A 25,223-nucleotide genomic window follows, 5' to 3' on the forward strand; every position below is an offset into this window, starting at 1 on the left:
TTGTATTGCTCGCAGAGTACGCCAGCGGTGCCGCGAAGGTTGCGGTTCCGAGTGCGCTGAGTTTTAGCAGTTGCCGACGACTTACCATGACGACCAAACCTCATAAAAAACCAGGACGGCCGCCATTATAGCGAGGGCAATTAAAAGATAGGTAATGGCCAGGGGGTGGCCATTATGCAGATGAATAATTTTTCATGATCGCCAGATCACTCCAAACGTATAGCCCTGCCACTGTTTTCCAGACCCAAGGTTAAGCTCGGTGCATCCTGCACCCGCCCTGCATCAATCGCTGTGTATATACCCCGAACACTCACTTAATGCGCTGGCAGACCAATGCCTATGGGTGTCCGGTGATTTTTGCGTTGCTCTCGCAGTCCCTCAATCATCCGTAGGCTGCTGCCCGCATTCTCATCAGACAGAGGGGCCGCAAGAATGGCATTGAAGTTACGCGCCTTAGATAAGGTGTATACGCAAGTCCGTAAACGCGCCTCCCACGATTAGGGTTTTTCCGATGAGTGGGTAAGACAAATCCCCCCTTAAGCGAAGGAAATTTCTCAAGACAGCCTGTACGACTACTCTCTGGGTCGAGCCTACTTCACTTGCTTTTAGCGCAGTAAAAAGCCCCGTAGACGTTGGTCTACGGGGCTTTCAGTGAATGGCTGCATCTGTGATCAGGGCTGCATGGGCGATCGTAAAGCTTGAATGCTGGGTCTAAACGGCTTGATAAGCGTGCAGGTCAAGCCAATGCAAAAAAACTACGGGCTTCTTGCGCCACAACGCAGGTTGAACCCCCAAAGCGCGATTGCCTCACCCCCACACAATCCTGTTTTTGCCCGTCTTCTTGGCCTCATACAACGCCCGATCTGCGCGTTTGAGTGTGTCTTCATGGGTGGTGTCTTCCGGCACCATGCTGGTTATGCCAATGCTCGCGGTGACGACAATATTGCCCACTGAAAAATGATCCAGCTCTTGTTTGAAGTAGCCATGCAAGCGTTCGGCAAACTGCATGGCCTGCTCACGCGCGGTATTGGGCAGGGCAATCACAAACTCGTCCCCGCCAAAGCGGCAGGCGGTGTCATTTTTGCGCAATGCCGTGCGGCAGATGTTGGCGGCAGCCTGGATCATCTGGTCGCCTACGTGGTGGCCTTGGGTGTCGTTGATTATTTTGAGGTTGTCGAGGTCGAACATGCAGACTGACGTTGGTACGGCATATCGGGTTAATGCCTGGTGGTGCAGCGTGAGGTCATGCTCAAGCCTTCTTCGGTTGTAGAGGCCGGTCAGTTGGTCGGTGTCGCTCAGTTCCCTGAGTTTGACTTCAAGGTGGTGGCGCTCTGAGATGTTGCTGGCGACCCAGAGCACGACGTCGTCTTCGTCCACTTGAAAGCTCAGGGCCTGGATGCGGCCTTCAAACCATATGGGGTCTGCGGGGCCTTCATCGAGCAGGCCTTTTACATCCCGGTTGCTTAGCTCGTATTCCACAACCATGAGCTTTTGCGTGTCCAGTGCCTTGGCTATCTGCTCCAGAAACCAGTTGGCTTTTTCGGGTTTGATCAGGTCCTGGATGTACAACCCGATCAAGCCGGTGCCGTCGTGGTAGTAGCGCGTATCGCGCCCACCAAACACTGCAACGTATTTGCCGCTGCGGGTAAAGATAAACGCCGGGTCTGGCAGCGCTTCGAGAATTAAAGCCAACTGTTTAGAGTCAATCATGACGCGTGTCTTCTCAGCCGCTTGATGTGTGGCAGCTTGTCGTTTGAAAGCAGCAAACTTTTGTTATTTTCAGCGCGATGGGCTGCGGCGTAACACGGCATCTTGTGGCTGCCAACAAGATGCCTGGCTGCAATGCAGTACCGCCGCTCTAGTGGTCACTCGACTTCCCATCGCCGCCTCATGCTCCGGCAACGACTGCAGGTGCTTGCAACGCCCTGGCGTTATCAGGCCAGCGCAATCCCGGCCAATGATACTATTGCGCCACTACCTATTGAATGAATGTTTTTTATACGTTGGTCGCGCAGACTTATTCGGTACTTGGCTGGCAGGCTTTGCGCCATGTGTACTGCAGTTGCAAGATCGCCGCTTTGGCCATCTCTTGTTCCGCCAACCTCGAGGGTTGCTCCAGTGCCTCGAGCAAAGCCTGGCTGGGTGCATCCATAAGCGTGAGGCTTTGCTCGCTTGGCCCGCCTTGTTTAAAAGCACCCGCCAGGCAACGCAAATAGCGATCACGCGCAAGCGCCAGGGCTCCCTGGCTGTTTGCGAGGCAGGCGCGCAGTTCGAGCAACTCATCGCCAAGGTCCAAACCTTGCAGGCCACGCGACCAGTGGCTGGTGCCGGTAGCAAACGCTGCGGTGTAGCGTGACAGCCGGATCAAGCGGTCTGCCATGCGCCCGCCAAACCAGCTTTCGGCTTGCTCAAGCGGGCGTACGGTCAGTTGAGCCAGGTCAAACAGCAGGGCTTTGTACATGCGCCGATAATGGCGCTCGCCGGGGTTGAGCTGGATAAGGCGGAACACCAGCACGGCGACGCCGCTGCCCATCAGGGTGGCTACGGCGCTATTGAGGAAGGCGGCGAAGTCGTAGGTCATCAGGTTGCTGGGCCCGATGTTGTTGACAAAGAAGATGCAGAACGCCGAAGCGGTGGCCGCCAATGCTGGCCGGCTCATGCATAACGAGGCCAGAAACAACGGTATACCCAGGCACAGGCCAAGCATGGCGAAGCTGTCAAATGCGGGCAGCAGGCCAAAATGCACCACCCCGGCCACCGGAATTGACAGGGCAATGCCTTTTAAGAAGTTAAGGCTGGATTCAGAAGGGTTTTCTCTGGCGGCAAACAGGCTCAATACCACGCCGCAGATTGATATCGCGCCCAGGCCCGACGGCCAGGCCGTGTACATCCAGAACGCCGCCACAGCCAAAAAAGCCACGGCGCAACGCAACCCGGCGAGCACGCCCTGTTCAATGTCTTTGTGCCACGACATGGCGCCCGGCGCACCTAGCGGCACTCTCCCCTGCTCCAGGGCCTGAAGTGTCAGCGCGCTCTGCTCAATCAAGCGCAACAACTGAGCCAGTGCCATCAGGCAATACTGCGCCTCCTGGCCCAAGGTCTGATCCTCGAGCGCCAGCCTGATGTGTTGGGCCTGCGCGGGCAGGTCCTGTAGGTGCGCTTGCTGCAATGCCGCCGCCACTTGCTCGATCAACGGCATGACACGCGGAGCCTCATCGAGCATCAACCGTTGGCGTGCCACCGCCCTGGCTGCACGCAACACACTGAGCAGGTCTCGACTGAGCACACGCAATGCTTGAGAGCGGCGCCGCCCTGCCGGGCCTTCAAAGCGGGCGCTGGCATGCTGATTATCGACCGCTACCAGTCGCCCCAAGGCAACCAGCATGCCTTTACGTTGATCCGTGCCCAGCAGTTCTGCCGCCGCGGCTTCAAGCCCGGCCAGCCAGGCCGCTCGCCCTTGAGCCGACAGCGCCTGCTCGGCGTGACGGGGCCACAAAACGGTACTCGCCACGGACGCGCAAATAATCCCCAAGCTGATCTCTATGCACCGCGCAGTCGCATGGTCGAACACCGCCAGCGGGTCCGAGACCGCTGGCAGTGCAATGATCGCGGTGGTGTAGCCTGCCAATACAAAGCCATAGGCGGCATGGCTGCGTAACAGTGAGGCGCCAGTGGTGCACAGCGCCAACCACGTTGCCATGGCCAACAGAAACAGCAAGGGCGACTGGCCAAACGCGGCAATCAGCGCAACCGAAGCCACGCCCCCTACCAGCGTGCCGACCAAGCGGTATGCGCCCTTGCCCAACACCATCCCGCTGGTGAACTGACCCACGATGAACACCGTCGTCAGCGCCCATTGCGGTTGTTCCAGATCGAAGATCAACGCCAGGTACAGCGCCACCCCGCCGGCGATGATATTGCGCAGGGCGAACAGTAAGTCGCTGCGCGAAGGTGCGAGGATGGCCTGCCAAAAATCTGATAACGGGATGGAAGGTGGCTTCATGGCTATGCAATAGGTAGCAGGCTAATCGTTAGGATAGTATCTATCTCCATTAGAAAATCCAATTCTGATCTTGGGCTGCGTACTGTTTGCGACTTGGCCATGACAGCTTAGCCCAAGGTCTGAACAGCCCGTTTTTGCTTGGTCAACGTTTAATCCGGTGCAAATCAGCCCTCAACTGCGGCCCCATCGCAGCGGATCCTAAAAGCCAACGACTTGCAAAATCGCAGCTAGACTACAGCCGCTCATTTTTAGTTAGGCAGTCAACATGAGCCTTCAGATATTCCATACGTGGGGGTTGACTATGAAAGCAGCTGTTGTCGCAAAGAATAAGACCGTCGTCATTGAAGACAAAAAATTACGCCCTTTAGAATATGGAGAAGCCTTATTAAAAATGGAATGCTGCGGTGTATGCCACACCGACCTGCATGTAAAAAATGCAGATTTCGGTGATGTATCCGGCATAACACTTGGGCATGAAGGCATCGGTGTTGTAACTGAAGTAGCGGATGGTGTTACATCACTTAAAGTTGGCGACCGCGCCAGTGTCGCGTGGTTTTTCCGCGGCTGTGGCAACTGCGAATACTGTAACAGCGGCAAAGAAACTTTCTGCCGCACTGCCAAGAATGCGGGTTATACCGTCGACGGCGGTATGGCTGAAGAATGCATTGTCAGTGCTGATTACGCGGTCAAAGTTCCGGACGGTCTTGATTCGGCTGAAGCCAGCAGTATTACCTGCGCTGGCGTGACTACTTATAAGGCCATTAAAGTTTCAGGTATAAAACCTGGCCAATGGCTGGCGATTTACGGACTGGGCGGGTTGGGAAACCTGGCCCTGCAATATGCCAAGAATGTCTTCAATGCCAAAGTGATCGCCATTGATGTCAATGACAAGCAACTGGCATTGGCGAAAGAGATGGGGGCAGATTTAACCCTTAATCCGAAGACAGACAATGTCGATGAGATCATTCAGAAAGAGTTGGGCGGCGCCCATGCGGCGGTCGTGACAGCCGTCGCCAAATCAGCCTTTAACTCTGCCGTCGCCAGTGTCCGCGCCGCAGGGCGTGTTGTGGCGGTGGGCCTGCCAGTTGAAACAATGGACCTGAGCATTCCGCGCCTGGTCCTGGACGGTATTGAGGTCGTTGGCTCACTGGTGGGGACTCGTGAAGATCTGAAAGAAGCCTTCCGTTTCGGCGCCGAAGGTAAAGTCGTACCAAAAGTGCAGATGCGTCCACTCGAAGATATCAATACGATTTTTGAAGAAATGGAGCAGGGGAAATTTACCGGCCGCATGGTTATTGATTTCACCAAAAAGCATTAACCTGATGATCTTGCCCTTTTGGATGTCTTAGCGTGCTGCTTAATCCAGCGCGTAAAAGGGCAAGATCTTTTTATTGAGATATATACGTTAAATACATAACACGCAGCACGTTAATCACTGCCGATAAGCCTCTCACACTTGTAAGTGACCAAGTAGACCCCGCGATTTGGCATGGCATCCCCTAATCGGCCCCTCTCCTTCGGGGATCGTTATTTTCAGGAAACTGTAGTCGCTGACGAGGAACGAAGGCTGCGATCGACTACGATCGACTACGATCGACTGCGTGGTTTAACGGGGCCTTTTGGATCAAGATCAAAAGATCGCGAGCAAGCTCGCTCCTACAGTGGGTTAATAACAATCAGTTATTTTGTATTTGAGAGGCGCTGTCGCGGTCATTAATACACAGTTCGAAGTCGTCGGACTCCATGCCGGGTTTTCCGTAGTACGTAGCAATAGCAGGCGGTCATTGATCAACGACGTGATGTCGGCGCCGTCTGCGACGATGCGAAAGGTGGGTGTCATAAGTGCTCCAGACGACAAAAGCCCCGCACAAGGCAGGCCGTAAAGGGCAAAACGGCTGCATTGCGGGCAGTATGTATAGAACATGACCACACGTCATACACTGCCAAGGAGTCGCTAGGTTTGGCTTTGAGGATGGAGTAGGATTAAAACCTACTCAGCCCGGGAGGCTTATCATGCGCAGCACTCAGCAATTCAGTATCACTCTGCCCATTCAGATGGCAGAAGCGGTGAAAGCTAAAGTGGCTGCTGGTGAGTACGCCACTGAAAGCGAAGTCATTCGTGATGGCCTACGAGCGTTGATGGCCCGTGACCGCGCGCTGGAAAGCTGGCTGGTCAGCCAGGTAGCTCCCGCTTACGATGCCCTGAAAGCAGACCCTTCTCGAGCAGTAAGCATCGATGAAGTGCGTGCCCGGTTAGCAGCAGAGCATCAGAACGCAACGACCGAATCTTGATGGCGTATTCCATTGAGTATTCACCTGAAGCTTTGGAGCAATTGACGGCGCTCTACCGATTTATAGCCACGGCGGCGTCTCCAGTAGTTGCCAAACGCTACACCGACGCTATCGTGGCCTACTGCGAAGATTTACGAACGTTTCCCCTGCGAGGAAATCAACGGACGATATACGCCCGGGTCTGCGTATAGCGAACTATCGCAAGCGGGCCGTGATTGCTTTTGCCGTTGATGGCAAGCTGGTTTTTATCATTGGCATTTATTACGGCGGGCAAGATTTTGAGACGGCCTTGCTGTTCGAGCCCGATGATTAGCACACAACAAAAAAGCCCCGTAGACGTTAATCTACGGGGCTTTCGTATGTGGAGGCCGAAGCCGGAATCGAACCGGCGTGGGCGGATTTGCAACCCGGTAGGGAAAATCAAGCAGGCTATAGCTTGTAGGAATATTCCTTTCCTAAACTCTAGATCAATCTTTGCTCTGTAAGCCACGTAGAATCAGGGGGCAATATCTTGTTTAGGAACTGTTTTCAGTCCCCCCCCCCCCTATAAATGTATGATTGAATCACCCAAGTGAAACCAACGCTTCTACGCCACTGAAGGTATTCGTTGAAAAAGTCACTCCACCAACATACAACCCCTCAAGATCACCATGAATATTCAAACCAATCGGAGCCAAATCTAAATACTCGACAGAAGCATTATCTGAATCGGAATAAACAATATATAAAATCTTAACACCAGAAGCGAAGACAGTTAAGGCACCTACATCACTCACAACACTAATAGCCTTGTGAAAAGGAACAGACGCCTTCATCAACTCCACATAATTCTTCCCTTCAGGGTCCGTAGGTGCCTGAACCCAAATCATAGGGGACTCACCGCAACCAATTAATATAGGCGGAACATCACCAATTACAGCCAACACACCCCCACCCTCAATTATATTTGAGCAAATCTGAATTCTTTTGTAAGGCCGATAAGCGCTCGGAAGTTCTGATAATGTAAACATCAATGCTCACCTAAAATTCTGATTGAAGGCTTTTCCTCAACAAAATGATCTGCAATATTTTTCATAACTCTCCCTTTATCACTCGGAAAAGCAAGCCCGACCAAATAGATCAAAGTCGCAATTATCAAACCGCCAAGAACCGTATAGCCTTCAGGGTCCGAAACCTGAACTTCCCCTCCCTTTAACATAGGAGTTAATTTTGGAATCAAGCCGATTCCAAATCCAACAACCGCCGAAACAATACCCGCTGAGATACTTGCAGTAATTGGCGGACCACCTCTCAGCCGCATAAAATCGGCCTCTGTCAGCATAAAAGGGGTTTGCATAGAAGCTATCGAACGACCATTCAAAACGCCTTCAATTCTTACTGATTGCCTTATCTCACGACCTTCATAATCGCGACTCATATAGCCTCTTTCCCTGCATTCACAAGTAATGGGCGTGGACGCTACTGACTACCATACAGCTTGTCCACCGCCTTTTGGAAAGAAACAGGGTTAAGTTGGACTCTCAACGACGTACCGCGCCACCTGCGATGGATTGAATGTTGACGCATCCAGCTTCGGCCGCTCCTTTTATTTTGTGACTGAGACTTCTTTAGCGTAGGCCTGACAGGCCTGCAGTGCGATCAGTCCTTGATCGCCGTCGCCGGTGATTCCGATAATTCGTTGAGCATGCGCTGGGTCAAGTTGGGCTCTACGGGGGTCATGAACCACGCTGCCGGTGCGGGTGGTGGCTTGCATCGCGTCACAACCAGCGGTGTCGGTGGCGTCGAGTAGGACTGACAGCCGCAGGTCAGCAGTAGCAAGGCGATCACGCAGGCGTGCTTGATTGGTTTTCTCATCGGTCAGGTCTCGATAGTGGGCTTGGTCGCTGGCTACCAGCCATTGTTCAAGAGCAAAGCGCTTGTCCTGCTCTTCCAGGATTAACGCGGAGTTGAGGTTAGCCACACGAGTAAGTGCGGTTTGATGCTCTGCGTTCAGATCAGCCAGTTGCTTGCCGTAGCGCCAAGCGTCTACTTTCCATGTGGCAAAACAAGCAATGGCCAGCAGCAGCGCAAGGCCCACCCAGCGGGCCGAGCTCATGCCACCACCTTCAATGCCCGTTCATATTGCGCAATAAGATCCAGCAGTCGATGCTCGCGCTGGCCGTAGCCGGCGCCCGGTAGGCTGGCCCAGATATTCCGGCACTTGTCGATTGCGGGCTCGATGCGGCCGGCGATTACATCGGGAAGCGCCCTGCACTCTCTGATGTGCTGAACGGCGAGCTTGTCCTGGCTGACAGGACCGAAGTCAGGGAGCTTCAAAAGATCGCAGTAATGCGGCCAGTCCCTGAGCATTTGCTGGTAGCGGCCAGAGGCATTGGAAGTCAGACCGCGGCTGTTGATCTGCTTGGACTTCCGACCGATCGAGAAGGGATGGGTTGAGTAGTCATTGAATAGCTCAAGCTTGCCATCGATCCCGGTCACGATGACGTTGTAACCATCGTCGGAGCGTTTCAGGCAGTCGCTGCCCAGCTCGGACCAAGCGAGCATGTCGAGGAATGCGAGCAGGTTACGGCCAATGCCCTGCTGTTCTGTAATTCTTGGCATAGTCAAACTCCAGGTAAAAAAAGCCCGCTCGATGGCGGGTTGGGTTGAGAGAGGATCGGTCAGTCGAATAACAGCGCTTTGGCCTGATCGGAGGACAACCCAAGGTCGTACTTTTCTACCAGGGCGATTACCGCAAACTCGCCGGTGCTGTAGCCGCCCGTTGCGAGCTGCTTACGGTACGCCTGAACCTCGCACCACTGGCGGTAAGGCCGGACGAGCTTGTACAGCACCGGGTGCACAAGCGGGGCCAGCCCACACAGTGGCCACAGCACCGGCGACACGACCAGCGAAAGCAGCGCGCACAGCAACAGCCAGATGGCCAACGCTGCATACCACTGCCGCACATGGGTTTTCTCGTGCTCGATCAGGCCGGCATCCCCCTTGTACTTGGGCAGAATTTTAATAAGCGGGCCTTGTGCTGTGCCGCCAAAGCCATTGGCGATTTTTTCAGTGTGCTTAATAAAGTAGTACCGCATACATTCCCCTTACTTAAGAATAGTTGTGTAAAGCCCCGTCAAGTACGTAGAGACATTATTTAGCGCTCGCCCTGATATGCCGCTACGCGTTCTGTAATAAGCAGCACCGGCCGGTGCAATTTCTTGCCTAGAATAGGCATGACAGCACCACTGCCCCGGAATTATGTCTGACGTGCCGAGGCTATTTAGATCCTCACTTGTAGCGCTTAGCTGAACATCATCTTCAGAATAAAATCTAATCTGAGAAATCAAACTAATGTCCGCAGAAGAAACAGAGGCATCGCACTTTGCAAACAAGTTAGCCAACACCATATCTCCTGGACGAACCGGGATTTTTCCAGTGCTATCTAAAGCAAAGTAGTTATTACTTGCTCCGCCCGTGATCTTTATAGACTTCCCACCCAGCACGCTACTTTCGGGCGAAATAACAGCAGCGGCACTACCATCAACAACCCGAAAACCAGAAGGCGGTGATGTCCTAACATTCGTGCCATCTACTTCACTGGCAAATGTCGGGGCCTTATACTGGTTAGTCGACCAGCTTGGTAGCGTTGCACGATGCTGATTTACGATAGCTTGGCGTCGCAGCGATATGCCGGGCGAGCACAGAAATATTTTATCTGGAGTGTTGGCTTTACCCAACTTTCTGTACTCAAAATCAAGAAACAGATTAATCCTATTTGAGCCTCTGAACATATTGCCCGCCTCGATATAGGCAGGTATCCCAGATATGCACACGTGGCACTTTATGCCTCGATCATCAGGATGGGTAGATTCCTCAAGCAGAATTCCGCCAATACCATCATGCGCCCGAGCACCGCCAATACCTTCCATGTGACCGCCAGACACGGTGATTTTTCTATACAACCGATTAAACCTAAATACAGTACCGATATAATCAATAGAGCAATTAGTTAGATTAAGGTCGAAACCGTCACAGTACCATCTGAAAGCGGTTTGACACTGAGCAAAAACGCAATCACTAAAGTGTATATTTTCACCCGAGTCCACTACGTTAGCCCCTGACTCCTCACCAAAAACAACAAGCTCAGTATTGTTTTCCAAGTGAGCGCGACTAAATGAAGCTATATAGTTATGAAACCTATTAAACTTCATCGCAGCGCCGTAGCCTTCTACAGAAAAATCTATAGAGGAATAGCGGGAAAAAGGAAGAAACACACCCAGCTCACCCGACCTAGGCCCAAGCTCTATACCTGTGCACCCGCCGGGCGCAAGATTATTACGAAAAACAATCCCACCTGAGACACCATTGATAAATGGCCCGCGAAACCACTGTTGCTTTTTAATTACTACTGAGCTTTCTAAGTAGTCACCTTTACTTGGCGTGAAGTGAAATGCACTATCACCGGCAACCTCAGTTTCAAAAACAACAAGGCCATCTGACCGAATTTTTGCAAACGCAGAAATAACAACCTTGCTTTTAATTTTGTAACGACCACCCGGAAAGTCGATCACGCATTGAGAACCGGGGCCATAATTATTAAAAGTAAATCTTACATAATCGCTTGCAGCTTGTACCGCAGGTGCCCAATCCCAAGTTTCGGGATTATCAATATTCGGTCTATCCGTGATGAGCGCAACAAATCTTTCCTCCCAAATGTTTACTGCCCGTAGCGATAGCACTTCTGCGACTGTAGAAGCTGCTTTCAACGTCCGGTTGCGTTGCCAGCCAACTATCCCAGCCCCCTTAAAAGGGTCTGCTAACTTCCCCTCAAGTGCCGCCGTTTCTTCAGCAGACAACCGCGCTTGCTTCGCAATCGTTGGAACTGGGCCAGACTCAGTGATCACATCAGAGTCTGCATCGCCATGGATGTAGTGGTGCTGCTTTGCAGACGCAGCACCGGACATAGCCGCCGCTTCCGCGATCTGGCCGGTGTAGGCTTCCAGCGCTGATACATTAGTCATTCAATTTCTCCAGGCGCAAAAAAACCCGCAAGCGCAGGCCGTCAAAATAATGGGGGGTTAGCGGTTAAAAACCAGGGGCTTTACCAATCGCGCGCCAGTGGATCGTGGCGCGAAACCCCTGTGTATCGTTGAAGAGCTGGTACTGCGTGGCACTGACCGCCCGGGCGCCTGCGGCGTTACCGTCACTGTCATCAGCGTTCGGCGTGACCTTGTTGCCAAAGCAGTTGTAGACCTCAGCAAAAGGCCTTGGGAAGTTGATCGGCTGCGTTGTCGAGTCAGGGCCACACTCACCGCTACCCCACTGCTCCAGGAACCCGGTGGCCGAATCCAGACACCACCCCGTGGCCGCCATCAGCGCGGTGTTCTTGTCTTGCTTGGTCGAGGCCAAGTTGTCGATCAGGGCCTGCTTTGCAGCCAGCAGCGCGTCAACAACCGCTTTGGTGTAGGCATCGCCGATGCCATACCCGGCCAACGTAATGGCGTTGTTCGCCTTCTTCGATAGCAGCCAATCGGCCTCAGTCTTCGTGTACGCGTCGAGAATGCCGTACCCGGCCAAGGTTGTGGCCTTCTGCGGGAAGCGCTCACCAAAGGCCTGAATAGCCTTGAGTAGCTGCGTGTTGTCCTCAGCGTCGAGCTTGGGCAAGTAAGCCAAGATGAAGCTGGCCAACTCGTTCTGAATCATGTTCAGCCATTCCGCCTTGAGCGGCGTAGGGGCCACACCACCGGCAACGGTGCCGTAACGGAACTGCCCCAAGGGCGCGACTAACGGCGTCCACGCTGAAATTCTTTCCATCTTATGAACCCTCAGCACCGGCGACGGCGGCCGGCGCCACGTAATGAATGGCGTTAAACAACTGATCAACTGTCGACGTGAGGTTCTCTACAACGTCCTTGCCGAAGCTCAGCACTACGTCTGTGTATTCCGGCGCTTCCTGCTGTAGCCGGCAATCCAGCGTTGCCGCTGCATCCGTGCCGAAGGCCTCAACCGGCGCCGAAGCGATCCAGCTCCAGGGCCAACCATCGCCGTACAGAAAGTCGCCCGCACTGGCCGGGCCAACCCGGCACGGCCGGAACTCTTCAATCTGGATCGGCACGCCACTTTGAACACCCAGGCGCTGATAAAAACTCAACTGAGGCGCGCCGGTGGCCGTCAGCTTGGCTATGACCGCCGCGCGGCGTTGCTCAAGGGTCTGCGACCCCGGCACCACGCACACGTCAGGCAAACCCAAGTAGCCCTCCCACACGGGCAACAGGACGGTGGCAGTCGCCGGGTTTAACTCCAGCAACAGCGCCTCGTTGTTTTGATCAATCCGGGCCAGCTCCGGGGCAAGGGCTGCCAGCATCTGTGCCAAGTCGGGCTGTAGCTCCAGATCGAACGCCGGCCCCGGCGGCAACAGTTGTTGCAACTGCTGGAAGTAGCTCGCCTCAATCACGTCCATGTGAACACTCCAGACACCGCCACCTGATTAGGCTTGATCACCACATCAGTCGCCGGTTCAAACAACACATGATTGGTTTCCCCCGGCGTGTTGCTGATCGCGGCGCCCACGTGCGTTTTCAGCAGCGTTTTACCGGGGCCGCCTTCGTCGTCAATCAGCACCCGCAACGACTGCTCAACGGCCACACGCAGCGCCGTACTGTCTGGTGTCACGCTCAGCCTGAAATTAATCGGCAAGGGCTCAGGGGCCAGCGCGTAAACCTCAGACGTCACCGGGCGTTTCTGATCCAAGTAGGCTTGGACTTCGGCCACTTGCGCCGCCGTGGGGATCAGATCCGGGTCACTGTCGCGCACGAATACCAGGCCAAACGTGCCCGGCCCCATCCAGCGCGGCAAGGCCCACGCCCGTGTCACCCCCGGCACCTCCAAGGCCCATTCCACAAAGTCCGCACCGCTGCCGACCTTGCTGGGGTTCTTGAAGGCCGCTTGAACCCGCGCCCGTAGTGCCTCAATGCTTTCCTGATCGGCACCGCCCACGATGCCGTCAGGGCCGATCACGGCGGTTGAACTGACACCAAGAACGGGCGTCACTGCCGTGAGGCTGCCGCCCTCGATGTTGCCAATGGTGCCAACGTCTTCGGCGACCACCTTCAAGCGTGCCCGACCGCCCACCAGCGTGGCTGATTCAGCGACCACGTAGCGGCGGCCATCTTTGGACTGGTAGAGCTGGCCAGCGTCCACCAGGGCACCGTTAGCCCCCTCAACCTCAGCAAGCCCACCCGCTGAAACAGCCGGTGTCGGGCCGTCCTCCAAACGCCAATCCGCCCAGTTGAGCAACATGGCTTCGTCACACGTAGCCGGGTTGGACTGGCGAGCGACCCAGCTTTGAAAGCCATACAGCTCAAACGCGGCGCCACTGAGCGCGCGGGCCGCTACCTTGGCATCAGCGCGGCGCAGCGCGTCCGGGGCGCTGCGCTCAAAGTCGGCCTCCGTGCGCTTGATCAGCGCAGGAAGTGTCGGTATCTCATACGCCATTGATCAGCCCCCACGTGTCATTGAAATTCAGTTCCAGCGTTTCGCCGTGCAGCTCGATCAGCGTCACCCGCAAATTCATGCGGTCGTTGCCTTGGCGTTCTGCCGTTACCGTAACGCGCGTCAGCACCCCGTCATCAACCAGCCAGGCCAACGCCTCACTGGCGTAGGCTTCGGCGTCCTTGAGCGTGTCCGCCACCAACGTGCGGCGCGACAACAGCCACAGGCGCGACCCGATTTTGTCGCCGGCAACAGACGGCACGCTGTCGCCCCACCAGCCCTTTCGGTCGCTGTCATCCACCACGTCATCAGGCCCCGCGCGGCGCCACGTAAAGAGGCTGATCGTCACGGCCCGGCGCAAGGTTTCCTCACGCGTCATGCACCACCCCCGACCGGCGGGCCGCTCTGTTTGTCGCCCACTTCAACACCGTCATGCAGGTGTTTCATCTGGCTGACCCCGCCGGCGATCTGATCCCCGGCCGACTCAATACGCCCGGTCGTGGTGATCACCGGCGTGTCAAAGTTCACAGACTCAGACGCCTTGACGTTCAGTGTCACGGTTTCAATGTCGATCACACGATCACGCTTGAAGTGAATGCGATCGCCTTCGTCTGTGTAGATGGCCACCTCACCCGGCTTGAGCCCCTGAACACGAAAGCGTCGGTCTGACACCATGATCACCACCCCGTGGCTACGGTCGCCGCCGATAAAGCCTGCCAGCGCCTCGGCGCCGCTTTGCGGGCAAGACGTGAAGCCGTAGGGCTCCAGGTGTTCAACACCGTCCTTGACCTCACCGGCCAACAATCGCAGTTGAAGGCTTTGTAGCTTGCTGGCCGAGTTGGCCAAGGCCACCACGCCGCGCGCTAAAACGTTTGCTAGGCCGTTTCTCATGGCTTGTAGTCCGCTGGCAGTAGGTATTCGAAGTTGTCCGTAGACTTGCCCTTCTTGAGCTTGCGCTTTTCATAAGCATCATTAGGCTCAGGCAGGAAGGTCTCAGGCGGGGCTACCGTGATTTTTGCCGTGGTGCCTTCCTTGCCCAGCTCGTAGCTGATCTCACTGATCAACATGTCACGATCAAAACCAATGAGCGGATCCACCAGCCGCACAAGCATGTTGTGCCGCCACAGCGCTCCATTGCTTTGTCGCCACCCCTGAATGGTGTAACTGACCGTCAAGGCCTTGCCGATAGCGTTAGCCCGCTCCCATTCGACCCGCTTGCGCGCAATCGCTTCGCTCGATTGGCCTGACTGGTTGATCACCTTCACCCGGCGCCGCTTGATACGCTCGTCAACTATCCGCGCTTCGATCTCACTGGCCTCAGCCCCAAAGCTGGTGTCCGTGCCGCTACGCTGTCCCTTGCTGACGTATTCAGAAAAGACGTTGGAAAAGTCCAAACTGGTTTCGCCTGACAGCACGTTTTTACCCAGTTCCAGCGTGTCGACCGCACGCCCTGCGCTGCCCGGGCTGGCAATCACTAAACGCCCTTCGGCATCGTCAGTGCTGAACAAAAGCGACTGCGTTAACAGCCGGTCGATGCTCTCGAAAGCCGTCTCCCCCGGCTCAATCGTGTGATCTTCAATGCCCTCGCTAGTCTTGGCATCGTTAACCACCTTGATTCCGTACTCACCGGCAATGGCCTCAACGATCTTTTGCACGCTTTGGCCACGCCACTGGCCCGGCTTGTTGACCGCGCCGCAGTCCACCAGATCCGCCGTGCAAGAGCGACCGGCAACGCTCAGCGTTATCGACTCAGCGTCGTAACGGATCGGCGTCGAAAACACGTAACCCGTTAACACCAGGTCTTGGCCAATGCGCAGTTCCAGCGCTTCGCCCTGCCGGATTCTGATCGGCACGTCACCACCACCCGGCCACCGCCAGGTGATCCCCAGGGTAAAGTCCCGCGCCTGTCGCTCAATGCCCGCACCAATGCTGACCGACAACCAACCGGCGTAGTCGTGCCCACCCACACTAAGAGTGACTTTGTTCACATCATTCATGGTTAGGTCTTCGCTACTTGAAGTTCTGTTGCCGGCACAAAGCCCGGGTGACGCACGCGGTTACGCGTAACGATTTCGCCGCTGCGCAGCGCGTCGCCGTACAGCGCATGAGCCAACACCAACGACGAGACAGTCTCAATCGGCGCATAGGTGCGCAGACCTATGCCGCTTCGGGCCACTTCGGTCAGGTGCCGGTCTAGGGCCAGCCGAACGCCGCTCAGCGCACCAAAATGTTCTGGCTGGCTGTCACCGGCAACAGACCACAACGCGTCACTGATCGCGTCACGCGCGTCCAGAACGTCATCCGCGACCGGAACAGTCGTTTCGACCGAGCTACCCGCCTCGACCGTAGCGCCTTGCTGGGCCAGTTGCACGTCCAGGTCGGCCGGCTCACTGACACCCTCACTTACCGCTATAGGGACTTGGGCCATGTCCAGCAACAAATCCAAGAGCGCGGCATCCTGAATAAGCCCAATCACCGCCGCTTGGATCATGGCCACTTCTTCGTTATCCGTAACGGGCGCCGAATCGCGCAGCGACGACAAGGCAGAAGCTTTGGCCTTAACACCCTTAAACGACCCGCTCGCACCGTAGCCGCTGAACGTGCGCTTAAGGCTTGAAATATCACTTAGCAGGCTGGCCGCAAACGCGCCCGGGGCGTTGATAATGGAATACACAAACGCATCCAGATCAGCCGCCAAGGTTGTAAAAGGCTTGAGAAAGCCAATCGCAAAGGCATGAACGCTGGCCACCGCAGCCCGCACAGCGCTGACGCGCTGCCGAACTAAATCGACCTTGCTCATTGCCTCGGCGTACCGGCTTTTGATCGAGTCCAGCAAGCCCGGCGCCTGTTCTGCCAGCAAGCGCCGGGTATTGGCCGACTGAACCGGGAAGGCCAGCATGCCGTCGATGAACGCCATGCTAAAGCGCACCACGCCCATTTCATTGCGCGCGTGGGACACCTCACAATCGCCGGCCGTAACCGTCATCCGCCCGAACCAAGGGTGCACCAACTCCCCCGGGCCGGGCGTGTCCAGCGCTGTCAGCAGTTTGTCACGCTGCGCAAGGCAATCATCCCCCGCTACAAAGCCGGTGAATTTATACTCCCGCGTGCGCCGCCCAAGATCCTCCACGTAGGGCTGATCCCGCTGGGGGTATTCATGCACTTGCGTGCGGCGGCCCACGTTCACTCTGTCGCCATCCAGCCAGAACGGCACCCCCCGAAAGGAGGCGCCTTGCATCCTGTCGCGCCACTCACTCATTGACTAGTTCCCCCAAGCGAGCGATAGCCCACTCTCGGCGTGACAGAAAGCCCAGGTTGATTGCTGGTACCAGGATCAGCACGCATACCCGCCGGCGCGTTTTCAAAGCGCACCACTAAACCGCCCTCAAGCTGCGTTCTTGATTGGGCTTGAGCCTGCATCAGCAACGATTGGCCGGGTGATTGCCCGCCCGAAGACACCAAGGGACTCGGCCCCATTGCGGCGCCGTTGTAGTTGACCAGCGGACTTGAGCCGCTACCGCTACCCCCGCCAGTGGTCACAATCCCCAGCTTTCCACCGACCCACTCACCCATCTGCATAAGGGGTTCAAGGTACGGCTTTATCCGCTCGTACATGTTTTTGAACCATGTAACGATCGGATCCCAGTTGGCGATAATCTGGCCCAGCGGCGTGAAGGAAACAAAGGTTTTGAAGCTCTCCCACAGGGCCGTCAGTGGCCCGCCAATGCGCTCCCAAACCGCTTCAAAGTACGGCGCAACGGTCGACCAGTTGGCAATCAGCAAGCCCGCTGCCAGCGCAATGCCGCGCACGATCAAACCCACCGGGCTCATGCCCACGACCGAACTGAATATTTTGGTGGCCACCGTAGCCGCCATGACAGCCAGGCGTAGCACGCTAAACCCAATGGCTGCACCCAACAGCCCTTTAACCAACCAAGGGTTAGCAACGGCCAGATCACCCACCATGCTGATCATCGGGCCAAGGGTTGCAATGGCCTCGTTCAGAGGCGGCAAGAAAATGTTGCCTAATGAGATACCGGCACTGACAAGCCGGTTACTCAGCAACTGGATGGCGTTAGCCGTAGTCGCTGCACGTGATGTGTATTCGGCCTGCATTGAGCCCGTGTATTGAGCTTCATCACCGGCATTCTTGAAGTTGCGTCTCAACAGATCAAGGTTGGTTAGCATCGGTGAAATTGCTGTCACCGACTCTGTGCCGAAAATCTGCGTCAGAATCCCTGCCTGCTTTGTTTTATCCACATCAGATATAGACTTAAGTACATCCAGCATCGTGCCTTGGGCATCCTTCTGCATGCCCTCGGCCAGCTTTTTGGTATCAAGTCGGAGCGACTTAAAGGCATCCTTTTGCGCTTTCGTAGCCGCAGATCCTTTCGTTAAGGCCAGCATGAAGTTCTTCATGCCGGTTGCCGCCACTTCGCTTGGTACGCCCACGCCCGCCAAGGTCGCCCCCATCGCCGCGATCTGACCAGAGGCCAGGCCCGCGATCTCGCCCAAGGGACCAATGCGCGTCACAATGTCCGAAATTTGCTGAGCGCTGGCCGGGCCGGTGTTGCTCAAGTAGTTGATCTTGTCCGCCAATGCGACCACTTCGGGCTGCGTCAACTTGAACGAGGTTCGCCACTTGGCCATCATTTCGCCGGACTGCTCGGCAGTCTGGTCGAAAGCAATGCCCATTTTTACCGCGTCTTCTGCAAACGCCTTCAGTTCAGCACGCGGGATGGAAGCTTGACCGCCCGCCGCGACAATCTTTGCGATCCCCTCGGCGCTCATAGGTAGCGCCTCGGACATCTTGCGCACGTCATCGCCCATCTGCTTGAACTGTTCTGGCGTATCGAAGTTAACGACCTTCCTCACATCAGCCATTGCAGATTCAAATTTAATGGCTTCTTGCACTCCCGTAATGAACGGAGCTGCAAAGGCACCACCCTTCACAATGTCGGCAAAGCCGATATTGCCAAGGCCTGAACGCTCCATTTGCTTACGAAAACCGGCAACACGCTTGCGGATGCCTGTCAGCGTGGGCGATAGCTTGTCGACGCCCGTAATGAGTGCCTTAAGCTGAAACTTATCTGCCATACCTACCCCGTCGCGCCGGCGGCGTTAATGCGTTGGGCATGCTGCAAAGTCTCTTGCAGCACATCCAAAGGGCGATTCATCATCTGTTCAGGGTCGACTTTCCAGAACCATGCGAGGTCATAAACCAACCCATAGAGCTGGCTTAGTTGGGCGCTATCTCCGGTGCCGTTTCCGGCGTCTTCGCCGCCGAAGCCGGCGACAAGAAAAAACCAGTGATTTCCCAAGCCAACGCATTGAGGTCGGACAAGTCCAGTTGGTTAACAGAGGGGGCTGGAATAGCGCCACAAACCGCGATGTACTTGGCCGCTACATCCATATTCAGCGCGACTTCTTCGTCTTTACCAAAAGTGAATGGAAGTGCTTTTATTGCTCGCACCTCGGCCACCGTAGGACGACGCAATGTGATGCTGTGGACTTCTTCGCCGTGCGCCTGGATAGGTGCGCTCAGTTTGTGTTCGCTCATTGCCAAACTCCTTTGGTGCCGTTCCATTCAAAATCAATCGTGCCGTCATCACCCTTTGCGGCCGGCTCACCCACTACGTACGCGCCCGAAAGCACATAAACATCACCATTGCCGTACTCAACGGTGACCGTCGAGTTGGTCGCGGCCATGATTTGTTTTTTGGGCAAATCCGGGTCATTCACACACGTCAACTTCACATACGGCACCAGGTCTTCTTCTTTATAAAAACCCGGCGCCACGCTTTCGCGCTTAACGTCACTCAGTGGGCATTCAACGCCCCCGGTGACGGTCGCTTGCCCGCCGTCAATTTTGGCGTAGACAGTGCCGGCTACTTTCTTGCCCATTGCGATCTCCCACAAAAAAGCCCGCACCGGGCGGGCTTTGGACGTTCGTTAAATCAGACGGCGTACTGCAATCTGAATTGATACTGCAGCGCGAACACTCGCAACTGATTCACCATGTCAGGCGGGAACAGCACGTCCAACCGATTAGGATTGGTCGCCGAGCGCTCAACCACCAGGTACTGGGCGAAGGCGTCTGCGTTTTCAACAATGCCCAAGCGCTCCAGCGCGTAATAACTGGCCAGCAGCTCGGCGCGGATCACTGTAGGTGTCACGATGGCCTGACCCGCACCAAAGCGCGTGCCATCGTTGGCCAGCTTGTGACGGCCGTACTTGCTGGTAATGACCGACTTTAGATAGCTGATCACGTAGGCCGACTGGTGCAGTGACTCGCTGTCCAGGTATGAATCATCGGGCTGATCGAACGCGTTACGCTGATAGCTCGTAATGCCGCGTTCGATGCGCTGGGCACCGCCGCTAAACGACGCCGTGGCAATGCCATGGGTCAGCAGCGATTGACGCTCAGTCAGCGTGAAGCGCTCGCCTGCGGGGGCCGGGGTAATGCCTGTCAGCTCGCCGGTTTGGGTCGGGCGTGCTGGATCGGCAGAAATGTATACCGCTGTACGCGCGGCATAGGCCGCCGCTGCCCGCCAGAATGGATCGGGGCTGTCCGGCTCAAAGCCATAAATCGTGGCGTGCTGGTCGTTACGCGTAACGCCGAACGCCACCAACTGCCCGACCGTGCCGCGCTTCGCGGCGTACAGATGGCCATAAAGTTGTTTGGTCCAGCTCCAACGGCCCGCAGAGTCGCCCATAAACTCCTGCCAGGCATTGAGCGACGTGGCGTCAGTCCACGGCGAGCAAATGAACTCAAAGGGTTCATCACCCAAGCTGGCCAGCAGGTCGGCCACTTCTGGCGAACCAGCGCCCTTGGTCATCGCCGCCAGTTCCACGGTCAAGCCCGCCGGGGTCGACTCGCCGTTGTTGCGCCCGAGGCGGTTCAGTTGCAGCGCAATGTCATTGCCGCTTTCGCCTGACCATTTGCATTTCAGCGTTACAACGCCCGCCGCAGCGGTAGCCAATACCGGAAGGCTTGCCGCGTTAACCGCCGCAGCCAGTGACTGGGCCACCTCTGCCAGAGTCGCGCCGCTGGCCACTACCGCACGCACGCGGACACCGCCTACATACAGGTTCAGAAGGCCGGATTCCGTCGCGGCGCCGGTGACAGTGACCGTACCCTCAGCCAGTGTGCCCGCGCCCTTGACCGGCAAGCACCAAACCTCACCCGCCGGATCAATGTGCCGCCATGTCTCGTACATCTGCGCAAGCATTGAACCGGGACCACCAATGCCGACAGCAAGACCCAGGCTCGACACAAGGGTCAGCTTACCCACTTCGGCGGCGGTCGAATCATCGTTAACCTGAGCCACGATCAAGCGCGGCATGGTCGACGTGGCGCTGTTGGCTTGCGAGTTGTCGACCTCCGCATAGAACAGCGGCACCCGAATATCACTGGGGATATTGTTAAAGTTCATTGGCTTTTGCCCCTCGCGTGGCCTTGGTTGTGGCCACGACCGGCGCCGGTTCTTCCGGGGCTTCGATCTTGATCACGTCTTGATCCTTTAGCCGACGCTGCCAATAGGCATTGTCCGGCACAAACCCGCCCTCAGCGGGCAACAACGCGTAGTTGTTGCCCGGGTCAGGGGCGGCCCGACCTTCGGCCGGCTTCACATGGAGTCGCGTCACTGGGGTAGATCCTCGCGCGTTTGAAATTCGATACGACCGTCAGGGCCGCTCTCGGAAAGGTTTTTATCGTTCAGGGGGCCGATAAAGTCATAATTAACGTCTAGCCCCTCCAGCGCCGGTAAACCGTCTAAAACGCGCTCCTGCCACGTCTCCGGCGGTTCGTTTTTGCTGTTGCGTCCTAACTGGAATGCAGCCTCAAAACTGAAGCGGTAAACAACACGCGCCCGATTGATAAACACCAGGCTGCCGCCGCCGTACTCGATAGGCTCGTACTCAGTACCGGGCTGCCATCCCACCAATGCTTTCCAAAGCCCCGCACGCAAGTCGTGCAGCAAATCAGCCGCCTCCTGGCCGCGCTCGTCTGTGCTGTCGAGCACCAGGACCACATCGAACAAGTCGGTAATGTTTTGGCGCGCCACGTTCTGCAGCTCGTTTGGGGCAGCGTCATCGCCTGCCGCGATGACGTATGCAGAGGGATGGTTTAACTTGGCACTGGCAGCCACGGCATCCCAATCGATACCAGCCGACACACGACCGGAAAAGGCAGGGCAATACGTGCGCAGGTGCGCAACGACATGACTGATTTTCATGGTTTGTTCCAGGGATAGAAGTGCCAGCAATTGCTGGAGGTATCAGCTCAAAGCCGCAGCGAACGCCGCAGAGAGAATGGCCTGAATTTCTGAGTTGGAGTCCTGCAAGGCATCGGCCATGTAGTTATCGCGGGGTTTAATGCGCCACTCGCCTGCAGCTCGAGCAGCAAGGGCGGCAGCCCGCACTCCGGCACCGCGCCGGTTAGACTTGCCTTTACCCTTGCCTGGAGCCAGCTTGCCAAGGCGCCGCCCAACTTTTACCCCATAGTGCAGGTAAGCAGGGTAAAACTCTGACATGGCACTGGTCTTGCGCGGCGCCACTTTGACCAGGAATCCTGATCGCGACACCTTGAAAGAGACAGACTCCAACGTTGCCCCGGTACGGTTGACTGGATAACCCTCCGCGCCCCGTGCAAGCGCAAGGTTCATCTGCGCCCGTTGCATGACCAGGCGCCCGGCTTTGCGCATGCCTGCACGGATTTTCTTCTTGTCGAAGAAGTCACGCGGCAGGCTGTCGTAGCCTTCAAAGTGCAAGTAGCCTTCAATGGATGCTGAGTTAGCCATAGATACCTCCGCTGGGTTGCTCGGGGCCGAGTTCTTCAACCTCAAGCAAAGTAAAGCGACGAGTGCCGTTCATGTCCGCGACCCGGCGCACGCGATAAATCGTGGCGCCATGCACCACTTCGTGTGACTCGCTCATGCCTTTCAGGTAGTAGAACGTCACCCGGTGGGTGACCTTCATATCGGTCTGCACACCGTTCGCGTACACAGCAGTCCCGACCGGCTCAATCTTTGCCCAGCGTCTTTTCTGGTCGGTAAACAGCGAATCCAGCCCCTGATCCAGCGCTGGAATGTCGGTTCTAAGCCGCAGAGTGATACGCCGGTTTAACTCCCCCGCACTCGGTTCACGCATGGCCATGGTTAAAACCTCGGCGGTACGGTGACATCAGCCACCAGGTGGTCCAGGAATGCCGATGGCAACTCGGCCAGCGTCTGCCCCACCAGGAACATTTCCGGGTGCCGGTAGATCGTCGCCGCCGCCATCAACAACCAGTTGCGCACACCCGGATACAGGTCAAGGTTAAGGCCGGCCTTATAGCGAATCCGCAACGGACCTACGGGACGGCCAGCCGGAAAGAACAGGAAGCTTTCACGCTGGCCCTGCTGCACCTCGAACGGTGCAGGCTGCGCCGCCCATGTGCCATCGGGCAGTTGGGACATGATCGAAACGATTTCAGTGGCCTGCCCCACGTCCAGGGCGTGACCAGACGCGAAGGTCGCGGGCCAGTCCTCTTCGTACATCGCAGCCCGGACTGCTGCGCCCGTCTTCGACTCGCATTGCCCGGTGACGCCTGGGATTACGATCTGCTCGATTAACACGGGCTCCATGTCTTCGGGCTCAACCCTGCATTGGAAAGCCACCTGTGCCAGGGTTAATACCGGATCGCCGAGGTACTCGATTCGACGGGCCACGATTTAAGGCTTCGCTTCGTCATCGGTGTTTTCGGTGCTTTCGTCAGCAGCTCCCTCGCCACCGTCGGCGCCATCAGTGTCTTCGCCGTTTTCAGCACCACCAGCACCGCCATCGTCAGAGCCGCCATCACCGCCTTCATCAGACTTACCACTGGGCTTAGCGGCGCGGGGTTTCGAGGCCGCTGGTTTACTTGCCCGCTGTCTGGATGTCGCTCCACCCGCCCCCTCATAGACTTCAGCGAAGCCCTTGGCTTTCAGACCCTCAACAACATCAGGATCGAACCCAGCCAGCTCATCAGCCGAGTAACCGCGCCAGGCCTTCAAAAAACGCACCACCACTTTGTCGCTCATCACGTCAACCTCAGATATGCAAAGCCCCGCCAAAGCGGGGCAAAGGGATTACATGCCAGCGCCCCACTTGACGGCGACAGCGACAACAATGCTTTCAACGTGGCGCGGGCCAAAGTCGTGTTTGGCGATGACCTTGACCAGCGTCTGGTCGCGCTGGAAGGCACTGACCATGTTGCCTTCAGCGTCTTTGTAAGCTGCCTCACTGCTGAAAGAGATCGTCAGGTCCATGTCTTCGCCGATCATCATGTCGGCGAAGTTGACGAAGTAGAATTCGGTTTCATTGCCATCGGCGCCCAGGTTCACCGGGATCTGATTGCTCAGGCCCACCGGGTAGCCCTTGAACATGCCCTGTTCGATTTCCGGATAGGCCTTGTTGCCGTTGCCATCACGCAGCGACTGCAACCAGCGGAACACGCGCGGGTGCATCAACCAGCCGCAGTCCTTCATCATCACGTTGGCAGTTTCGATGCGCAGCATCATGCCGCCGCAAAACAGGTCGATCTTTTCCAGGGTAATGCCAGCCGTGCTAGGCGCCGGCAGCACGTTGAACGCCTGAGCCCAGTAACGCATGCCCTTGGGCAGCGAGCCCGAACCGTCGGCGCGGATAAAGTGCAGATCCTCAGACAGCCCCATCGACACCGCCAAATCGCTAACAACGATGTCATCGATGCGCGGGCTAATGCCCGCCGTGGCGATCAGGTCATTAGAGATCGGCACAATCGCGGCCGCTTTTTTCGCGGACAACTTTGTGTCGGCGAACGTCATGCCGGTGATCGGGATATCGGTTTCGGTACCGATATAAGTCACCACCGTGTTGCCGGTGATACGCGGCATGGTCAGGTTGCCGTTGTTCAGGGGCAAGCTACGGGTACCCATCTTGCGAACAACCGACATCGGGCGTAGGGCCTCGATGATCTCGGTTGCAAAGTTTTGAGGGACCAGCACGCCGCCCGCACCCGGTGTCACGGTGCTCAACGCCATGGCAACATCGGTGGAAAAGCCGCCTTGCTGCGCCATCTGGGCGGCTTGTTGCTGATTGCCTCCTGCAGCAGCCAGCAAGCGCACCATCTGAGCCATGCGCACACCCGGTGCCTCAGCCGGGCCTGTTCCGGAAATATGACCGGGTGGAGGGCCGGTGCGGCCTTGTGCCAACTCGTTGACCGGCACCGCACTGGCTGCCGCCATTCGCTCGGCCTGTTCCGCGCGACTGATCTTGTCAGTCAGTGCGTTGAACTCAGCTTCCAAGGTGGTGAACTGAGACAGTTGCTCGGCGGACAGCGCCTCGCCATCGGCCTCAAGTTTGGCCAGCGCTTGAAGTGTGGTATTGATCTTGGCGCGTTCGCTACGCAGTTGAAGTACAAGGGACATGCTGCCTCCTGGGCATAAAAAAACCC

General features: G+C 56.5%; 28 protein-coding genes and 2 pseudogenes. 3 read left to right on the forward strand and 27 right to left on the reverse strand.

Annotated elements, in window-relative coordinates; translation table 11 throughout:
• Positions 1 to 807: 807 nt before the first annotated feature.
• Together GHO25_RS07305 and GHO25_RS07310 are read right to left on the reverse strand one after the other, a co-directional pair.
• Complete coding sequence (locus tag GHO25_RS07305) at positions 808 to 1,710, reverse strand: GGDEF domain-containing protein (RefSeq protein ID WP_153390333.1); 903 nt, start codon at positions 1,708 to 1,710, stop codon at positions 808 to 810.
• 307 nt (positions 1,711 to 2,017) lie between these two features.
• Complete coding sequence (locus tag GHO25_RS07310) at positions 2,018 to 4,003, reverse strand: FUSC family protein (protein WP_153390335.1); 1,986 nt, start codon at positions 4,001 to 4,003, stop codon at positions 2,018 to 2,020.
• A gap of 301 nt (positions 4,004 to 4,304) precedes the next feature.
• Between GHO25_RS07310 and adhP the strand changes: the two genes are divergently transcribed.
• Complete coding sequence (adhP, locus tag GHO25_RS07315; RefSeq protein WP_048391436.1) at positions 4,305 to 5,321, forward strand: alcohol dehydrogenase AdhP; 1,017 nt, start codon at positions 4,305 to 4,307, stop codon at positions 5,319 to 5,321.
• Between the two features lie 379 nt (positions 5,322 to 5,700).
• Here the strand turns inward: adhP and GHO25_RS26490 are convergent.
• Positions 5,701 to 5,843, reverse strand: a pseudogene (locus tag GHO25_RS26490) (late control protein); the annotation flags it as partial.
• A gap of 173 nt (positions 5,844 to 6,016) precedes the next feature.
• Between GHO25_RS26490 and GHO25_RS07320 the strand changes: the two are divergent.
• Entirely contained in the window at positions 6,017 to 6,295 is a 279-nt protein-coding gene (locus GHO25_RS07320; RefSeq protein WP_048369057.1) for a type II toxin-antitoxin system ParD family antitoxin, read from the forward strand.
• Positions 6,295 to 6,608: pseudogene (locus GHO25_RS26730) on the forward strand (type II toxin-antitoxin system RelE/ParE family toxin). Before GHO25_RS07320 ends, GHO25_RS26730 begins: the two are co-directional and overlap by 1 nt.
• A 250-nt stretch (positions 6,609 to 6,858) precedes the next feature.
• On the opposite strand, the gene GHO25_RS07330 reads toward GHO25_RS26730, so the two are convergent.
• The 24 genes from GHO25_RS07330 to GHO25_RS07445 all read right to left on the reverse strand — a co-directional run bounded on the left by GHO25_RS07330 (position 6,859) and on the right by GHO25_RS07445 (position 25,197).
• On the reverse strand, positions 6,859 to 7,305 hold the full coding sequence (locus GHO25_RS07330) for a hypothetical protein (RefSeq protein WP_153390337.1): 447 nt from the start codon (positions 7,303 to 7,305) through the stop codon (positions 6,859 to 6,861).
• The gene (locus GHO25_RS07335) at positions 7,305 to 7,712 is read right to left on the reverse strand and encodes a hypothetical protein (protein WP_153390338.1); all 408 of its coding nucleotides are present in this window, start codon (positions 7,710 to 7,712) and stop codon (positions 7,305 to 7,307) included. The genes GHO25_RS07330 and GHO25_RS07335 overlap by 1 nt, the downstream gene beginning before the upstream one ends.
• A gap of 168 nt (positions 7,713 to 7,880) precedes the next feature.
• Positions 7,881 to 8,390 (reverse strand): lysis system i-spanin subunit Rz, encoded by a 510-nt coding sequence (locus GHO25_RS07340; RefSeq protein ID WP_153390340.1) that lies wholly within the window; start codon positions 8,388 to 8,390, stop codon positions 7,881 to 7,883.
• Positions 8,387 to 8,896 (reverse strand): glycoside hydrolase family 104 protein, encoded by a 510-nt coding sequence (locus GHO25_RS07345; protein WP_153390342.1) that lies wholly within the window; start codon positions 8,894 to 8,896, stop codon positions 8,387 to 8,389. Before GHO25_RS07345 ends, GHO25_RS07340 begins: the two co-directional genes overlap by 4 nt.
• A gap of 59 nt (positions 8,897 to 8,955) precedes the next feature.
• On the reverse strand, positions 8,956 to 9,372 hold the full coding sequence (locus GHO25_RS07350) for a hypothetical protein (RefSeq protein ID WP_153390344.1): 417 nt from the start codon (positions 9,370 to 9,372) through the stop codon (positions 8,956 to 8,958).
• 9 nt (positions 9,373 to 9,381) lie between these two features.
• The gene (locus tag GHO25_RS07355) at positions 9,382 to 11,298 is read right to left on the reverse strand and encodes a hypothetical protein (RefSeq protein WP_153390346.1); all 1,917 of its coding nucleotides are present in this window, start codon (positions 11,296 to 11,298) and stop codon (positions 9,382 to 9,384) included.
• Between the two features lie 64 nt (positions 11,299 to 11,362).
• A complete protein-coding gene (locus tag GHO25_RS07360; RefSeq protein WP_153390347.1) occupies positions 11,363 to 12,091 on the reverse strand; it encodes a phage tail protein in 729 nt (242 codons plus the stop codon).
• Between the two features lies 1 nt (position 12,092).
• Entirely contained in the window at positions 12,093 to 12,737 is a 645-nt protein-coding gene (locus tag GHO25_RS07365; RefSeq protein WP_153390349.1) for a putative phage tail protein, read from the reverse strand.
• A complete protein-coding gene (locus GHO25_RS07370; protein ID WP_153390351.1) occupies positions 12,728 to 13,771 on the reverse strand; it encodes a baseplate J/gp47 family protein in 1,044 nt (347 codons plus the stop codon). Before GHO25_RS07370 ends, GHO25_RS07365 begins: the two co-directional genes overlap by 10 nt.
• Positions 13,761 to 14,147, reverse strand: a complete 387-nt coding sequence (locus tag GHO25_RS07375; protein ID WP_153390353.1) for a phage GP46 family protein — start codon at positions 14,145 to 14,147, stop codon at positions 13,761 to 13,763. Before GHO25_RS07375 ends, GHO25_RS07370 begins: the two co-directional genes overlap by 11 nt.
• Entirely contained in the window at positions 14,144 to 14,659 is a 516-nt protein-coding gene (locus GHO25_RS07380; protein ID WP_153390355.1) for a phage baseplate assembly protein V, read from the reverse strand. The genes GHO25_RS07375 and GHO25_RS07380 overlap by 4 nt, the downstream gene beginning before the upstream one ends.
• Positions 14,656 to 15,765: a phage baseplate assembly protein gene (locus GHO25_RS07385; RefSeq protein ID WP_153390357.1), complete on the reverse strand. Its 1,110-nt coding sequence runs from the start codon at positions 15,763 to 15,765 to the stop codon at positions 14,656 to 14,658. The genes GHO25_RS07380 and GHO25_RS07385 overlap by 4 nt, the downstream gene beginning before the upstream one ends.
• Positions 15,766 to 15,767: 2 nt before the next feature.
• Positions 15,768 to 17,027 carry a DNA circularization protein gene (locus GHO25_RS07390; RefSeq protein ID WP_153390359.1) on the reverse strand — a complete coding sequence of 420 codons (1,260 nt, stop codon included), beginning with the start codon at positions 17,025 to 17,027 and terminating at the stop codon, positions 15,768 to 15,770.
• Positions 17,024 to 18,865 (reverse strand): phage tail tape measure protein, encoded by a 1,842-nt coding sequence (locus tag GHO25_RS07395; protein WP_153390361.1) that lies wholly within the window; start codon positions 18,863 to 18,865, stop codon positions 17,024 to 17,026. The genes GHO25_RS07390 and GHO25_RS07395 overlap by 4 nt, the downstream gene beginning before the upstream one ends.
• Before the next feature lie 142 nt (positions 18,866 to 19,007).
• Complete coding sequence (locus GHO25_RS07400) at positions 19,008 to 19,328, reverse strand: phage tail assembly protein (RefSeq protein WP_048389547.1); 321 nt, start codon at positions 19,326 to 19,328, stop codon at positions 19,008 to 19,010.
• Positions 19,325 to 19,672 carry a phage tail tube protein gene (locus tag GHO25_RS07405; RefSeq protein WP_048389548.1) on the reverse strand — a complete coding sequence of 116 codons (348 nt, stop codon included), beginning with the start codon at positions 19,670 to 19,672 and terminating at the stop codon, positions 19,325 to 19,327. Before GHO25_RS07405 ends, GHO25_RS07400 begins: the two co-directional genes overlap by 4 nt.
• Before the next feature lie 53 nt (positions 19,673 to 19,725).
• The gene (locus tag GHO25_RS07410) at positions 19,726 to 21,204 is read right to left on the reverse strand and encodes a phage tail sheath subtilisin-like domain-containing protein (protein ID WP_153390363.1); all 1,479 of its coding nucleotides are present in this window, start codon (positions 21,202 to 21,204) and stop codon (positions 19,726 to 19,728) included.
• The gene (locus GHO25_RS07415) at positions 21,194 to 21,415 is read right to left on the reverse strand and encodes a DUF2635 domain-containing protein (RefSeq protein ID WP_178110020.1); all 222 of its coding nucleotides are present in this window, start codon (positions 21,413 to 21,415) and stop codon (positions 21,194 to 21,196) included. Before GHO25_RS07415 ends, GHO25_RS07410 begins: the two co-directional genes overlap by 11 nt.
• Positions 21,412 to 22,005, reverse strand: coding sequence for a hypothetical protein (locus tag GHO25_RS07420; RefSeq protein WP_153390365.1), 594 nt, complete (start codon positions 22,003 to 22,005; stop codon positions 21,412 to 21,414). The genes GHO25_RS07415 and GHO25_RS07420 overlap by 4 nt, the downstream gene beginning before the upstream one ends.
• A 42-nt stretch (positions 22,006 to 22,047) precedes the next feature.
• The gene (locus GHO25_RS07425; protein WP_153390367.1) at positions 22,048 to 22,569 is read right to left on the reverse strand and encodes a hypothetical protein; all 522 of its coding nucleotides are present in this window, start codon (positions 22,567 to 22,569) and stop codon (positions 22,048 to 22,050) included.
• Positions 22,562 to 22,918, reverse strand: coding sequence for a phage head closure protein (locus GHO25_RS07430; RefSeq protein ID WP_256670997.1), 357 nt, complete (start codon positions 22,916 to 22,918; stop codon positions 22,562 to 22,564). The genes GHO25_RS07425 and GHO25_RS07430 overlap by 8 nt, the downstream gene beginning before the upstream one ends.
• A gap of 8 nt (positions 22,919 to 22,926) precedes the next feature.
• On the reverse strand, positions 22,927 to 23,478 hold the full coding sequence (locus GHO25_RS07435) for a hypothetical protein (protein WP_178110021.1): 552 nt from the start codon (positions 23,476 to 23,478) through the stop codon (positions 22,927 to 22,929).
• Between the two features lie 3 nt (positions 23,479 to 23,481).
• On the reverse strand, positions 23,482 to 23,829 hold the full coding sequence (locus tag GHO25_RS07440; protein ID WP_153390371.1) for a hypothetical protein: 348 nt from the start codon (positions 23,827 to 23,829) through the stop codon (positions 23,482 to 23,484).
• A 48-nt stretch (positions 23,830 to 23,877) separates the two neighbouring features.
• Complete coding sequence (locus GHO25_RS07445) at positions 23,878 to 25,197, reverse strand: phage major capsid protein (protein WP_153390373.1); 1,320 nt, start codon at positions 25,195 to 25,197, stop codon at positions 23,878 to 23,880.
• Positions 25,198 to 25,223 lie beyond the last annotated feature (26 nt).

Source organism: Pseudomonas sp. FSL R10-1350 (assembly GCF_009600525.1).
Taxonomy (GTDB): Bacteria; Pseudomonadota; Gammaproteobacteria; order Pseudomonadales; family Pseudomonadaceae; genus Aquipseudomonas; species Aquipseudomonas helleri.

What these genes read in the sequence shown, in the direction of transcription:
- GHO25_RS07305 (WP_153390333.1), bottom strand. Translation starts at nt 1,710, where the DNA reads ATGATTGACTCTAAACAGTTGGCTTTAATTCTCGAAGCGCTGCCAGAC.
- GHO25_RS07310 (WP_153390335.1), bottom strand. Translation starts at nt 4,003, where the DNA reads ATGAAGCCACCTTCCATCCCGTTATCAGATTTTTGGCAGGCCATCCTC.
- adhP (WP_048391436.1), top strand. Translation starts at nt 4,305, where the DNA reads ATGAAAGCAGCTGTTGTCGCAAAGAATAAGACCGTCGTCATTGAAGAC.
- GHO25_RS07320 (WP_048369057.1), top strand. Translation starts at nt 6,017, where the DNA reads ATGCGCAGCACTCAGCAATTCAGTATCACTCTGCCCATTCAGATGGCA.
- GHO25_RS07330 (WP_153390337.1), bottom strand. Translation starts at nt 7,305, where the DNA reads ATGTTTACATTATCAGAACTTCCGAGCGCTTATCGGCCTTACAAAAGA.
- GHO25_RS07335 (WP_153390338.1), bottom strand. Translation starts at nt 7,712, where the DNA reads ATGAGTCGCGATTATGAAGGTCGTGAGATAAGGCAATCAGTAAGAATT.
- GHO25_RS07340 (WP_153390340.1), bottom strand. Translation starts at nt 8,390, where the DNA reads ATGAGCTCGGCCCGCTGGGTGGGCCTTGCGCTGCTGCTGGCCATTGCT.
- GHO25_RS07345 (WP_153390342.1), bottom strand. Translation starts at nt 8,896, where the DNA reads ATGCCAAGAATTACAGAACAGCAGGGCATTGGCCGTAACCTGCTCGCA.
- GHO25_RS07350 (WP_153390344.1), bottom strand. Translation starts at nt 9,372, where the DNA reads ATGCGGTACTACTTTATTAAGCACACTGAAAAAATCGCCAATGGCTTT.
- GHO25_RS07355 (WP_153390346.1), bottom strand. Translation starts at nt 11,298, where the DNA reads ATGACTAATGTATCAGCGCTGGAAGCCTACACCGGCCAGATCGCGGAA.
- GHO25_RS07360 (WP_153390347.1), bottom strand. Translation starts at nt 12,091, where the DNA reads ATGGAAAGAATTTCAGCGTGGACGCCGTTAGTCGCGCCCTTGGGGCAG.
- GHO25_RS07365 (WP_153390349.1), bottom strand. Translation starts at nt 12,737, where the DNA reads ATGGACGTGATTGAGGCGAGCTACTTCCAGCAGTTGCAACAACTGTTG.
- GHO25_RS07370 (WP_153390351.1), bottom strand. Translation starts at nt 13,771, where the DNA reads ATGGCGTATGAGATACCGACACTTCCTGCGCTGATCAAGCGCACGGAG.
- GHO25_RS07375 (WP_153390353.1), bottom strand. Translation starts at nt 14,147, where the DNA reads ATGACGCGTGAGGAAACCTTGCGCCGGGCCGTGACGATCAGCCTCTTT.
- GHO25_RS07380 (WP_153390355.1), bottom strand. Translation starts at nt 14,659, where the DNA reads ATGAGAAACGGCCTAGCAAACGTTTTAGCGCGCGGCGTGGTGGCCTTG.
- GHO25_RS07385 (WP_153390357.1), bottom strand. Translation starts at nt 15,765, where the DNA reads ATGAATGATGTGAACAAAGTCACTCTTAGTGTGGGTGGGCACGACTAC.
- GHO25_RS07390 (WP_153390359.1), bottom strand. Translation starts at nt 17,027, where the DNA reads ATGAGTGAGTGGCGCGACAGGATGCAAGGCGCCTCCTTTCGGGGGGTG.
- GHO25_RS07395 (WP_153390361.1), bottom strand. Translation starts at nt 18,865, where the DNA reads ATGGCAGATAAGTTTCAGCTTAAGGCACTCATTACGGGCGTCGACAAG.
- GHO25_RS07400 (WP_048389547.1), bottom strand. Translation starts at nt 19,328, where the DNA reads ATGAGCGAACACAAACTGAGCGCACCTATCCAGGCGCACGGCGAAGAA.
- GHO25_RS07405 (WP_048389548.1), bottom strand. Translation starts at nt 19,672, where the DNA reads ATGGGCAAGAAAGTAGCCGGCACTGTCTACGCCAAAATTGACGGCGGG.
- GHO25_RS07410 (WP_153390363.1), bottom strand. Translation starts at nt 21,204, where the DNA reads ATGAACTTTAACAATATCCCCAGTGATATTCGGGTGCCGCTGTTCTAT.
- GHO25_RS07420 (WP_153390365.1), bottom strand. Translation starts at nt 22,005, where the DNA reads ATGAAAATCAGTCATGTCGTTGCGCACCTGCGCACGTATTGCCCTGCC.
- GHO25_RS07425 (WP_153390367.1), bottom strand. Translation starts at nt 22,569, where the DNA reads ATGGCTAACTCAGCATCCATTGAAGGCTACTTGCACTTTGAAGGCTAC.
- GHO25_RS07430 (WP_256670997.1), bottom strand. Translation starts at nt 22,918, where the DNA reads ATGCGTGAACCGAGTGCGGGGGAGTTAAACCGGCGTATCACTCTGCGG.
- GHO25_RS07440 (WP_153390371.1), bottom strand. Translation starts at nt 23,829, where the DNA reads ATGAGCGACAAAGTGGTGGTGCGTTTTTTGAAGGCCTGGCGCGGTTAC.
- GHO25_RS07445 (WP_153390373.1), bottom strand. Translation starts at nt 25,197, where the DNA reads ATGTCCCTTGTACTTCAACTGCGTAGCGAACGCGCCAAGATCAATACC.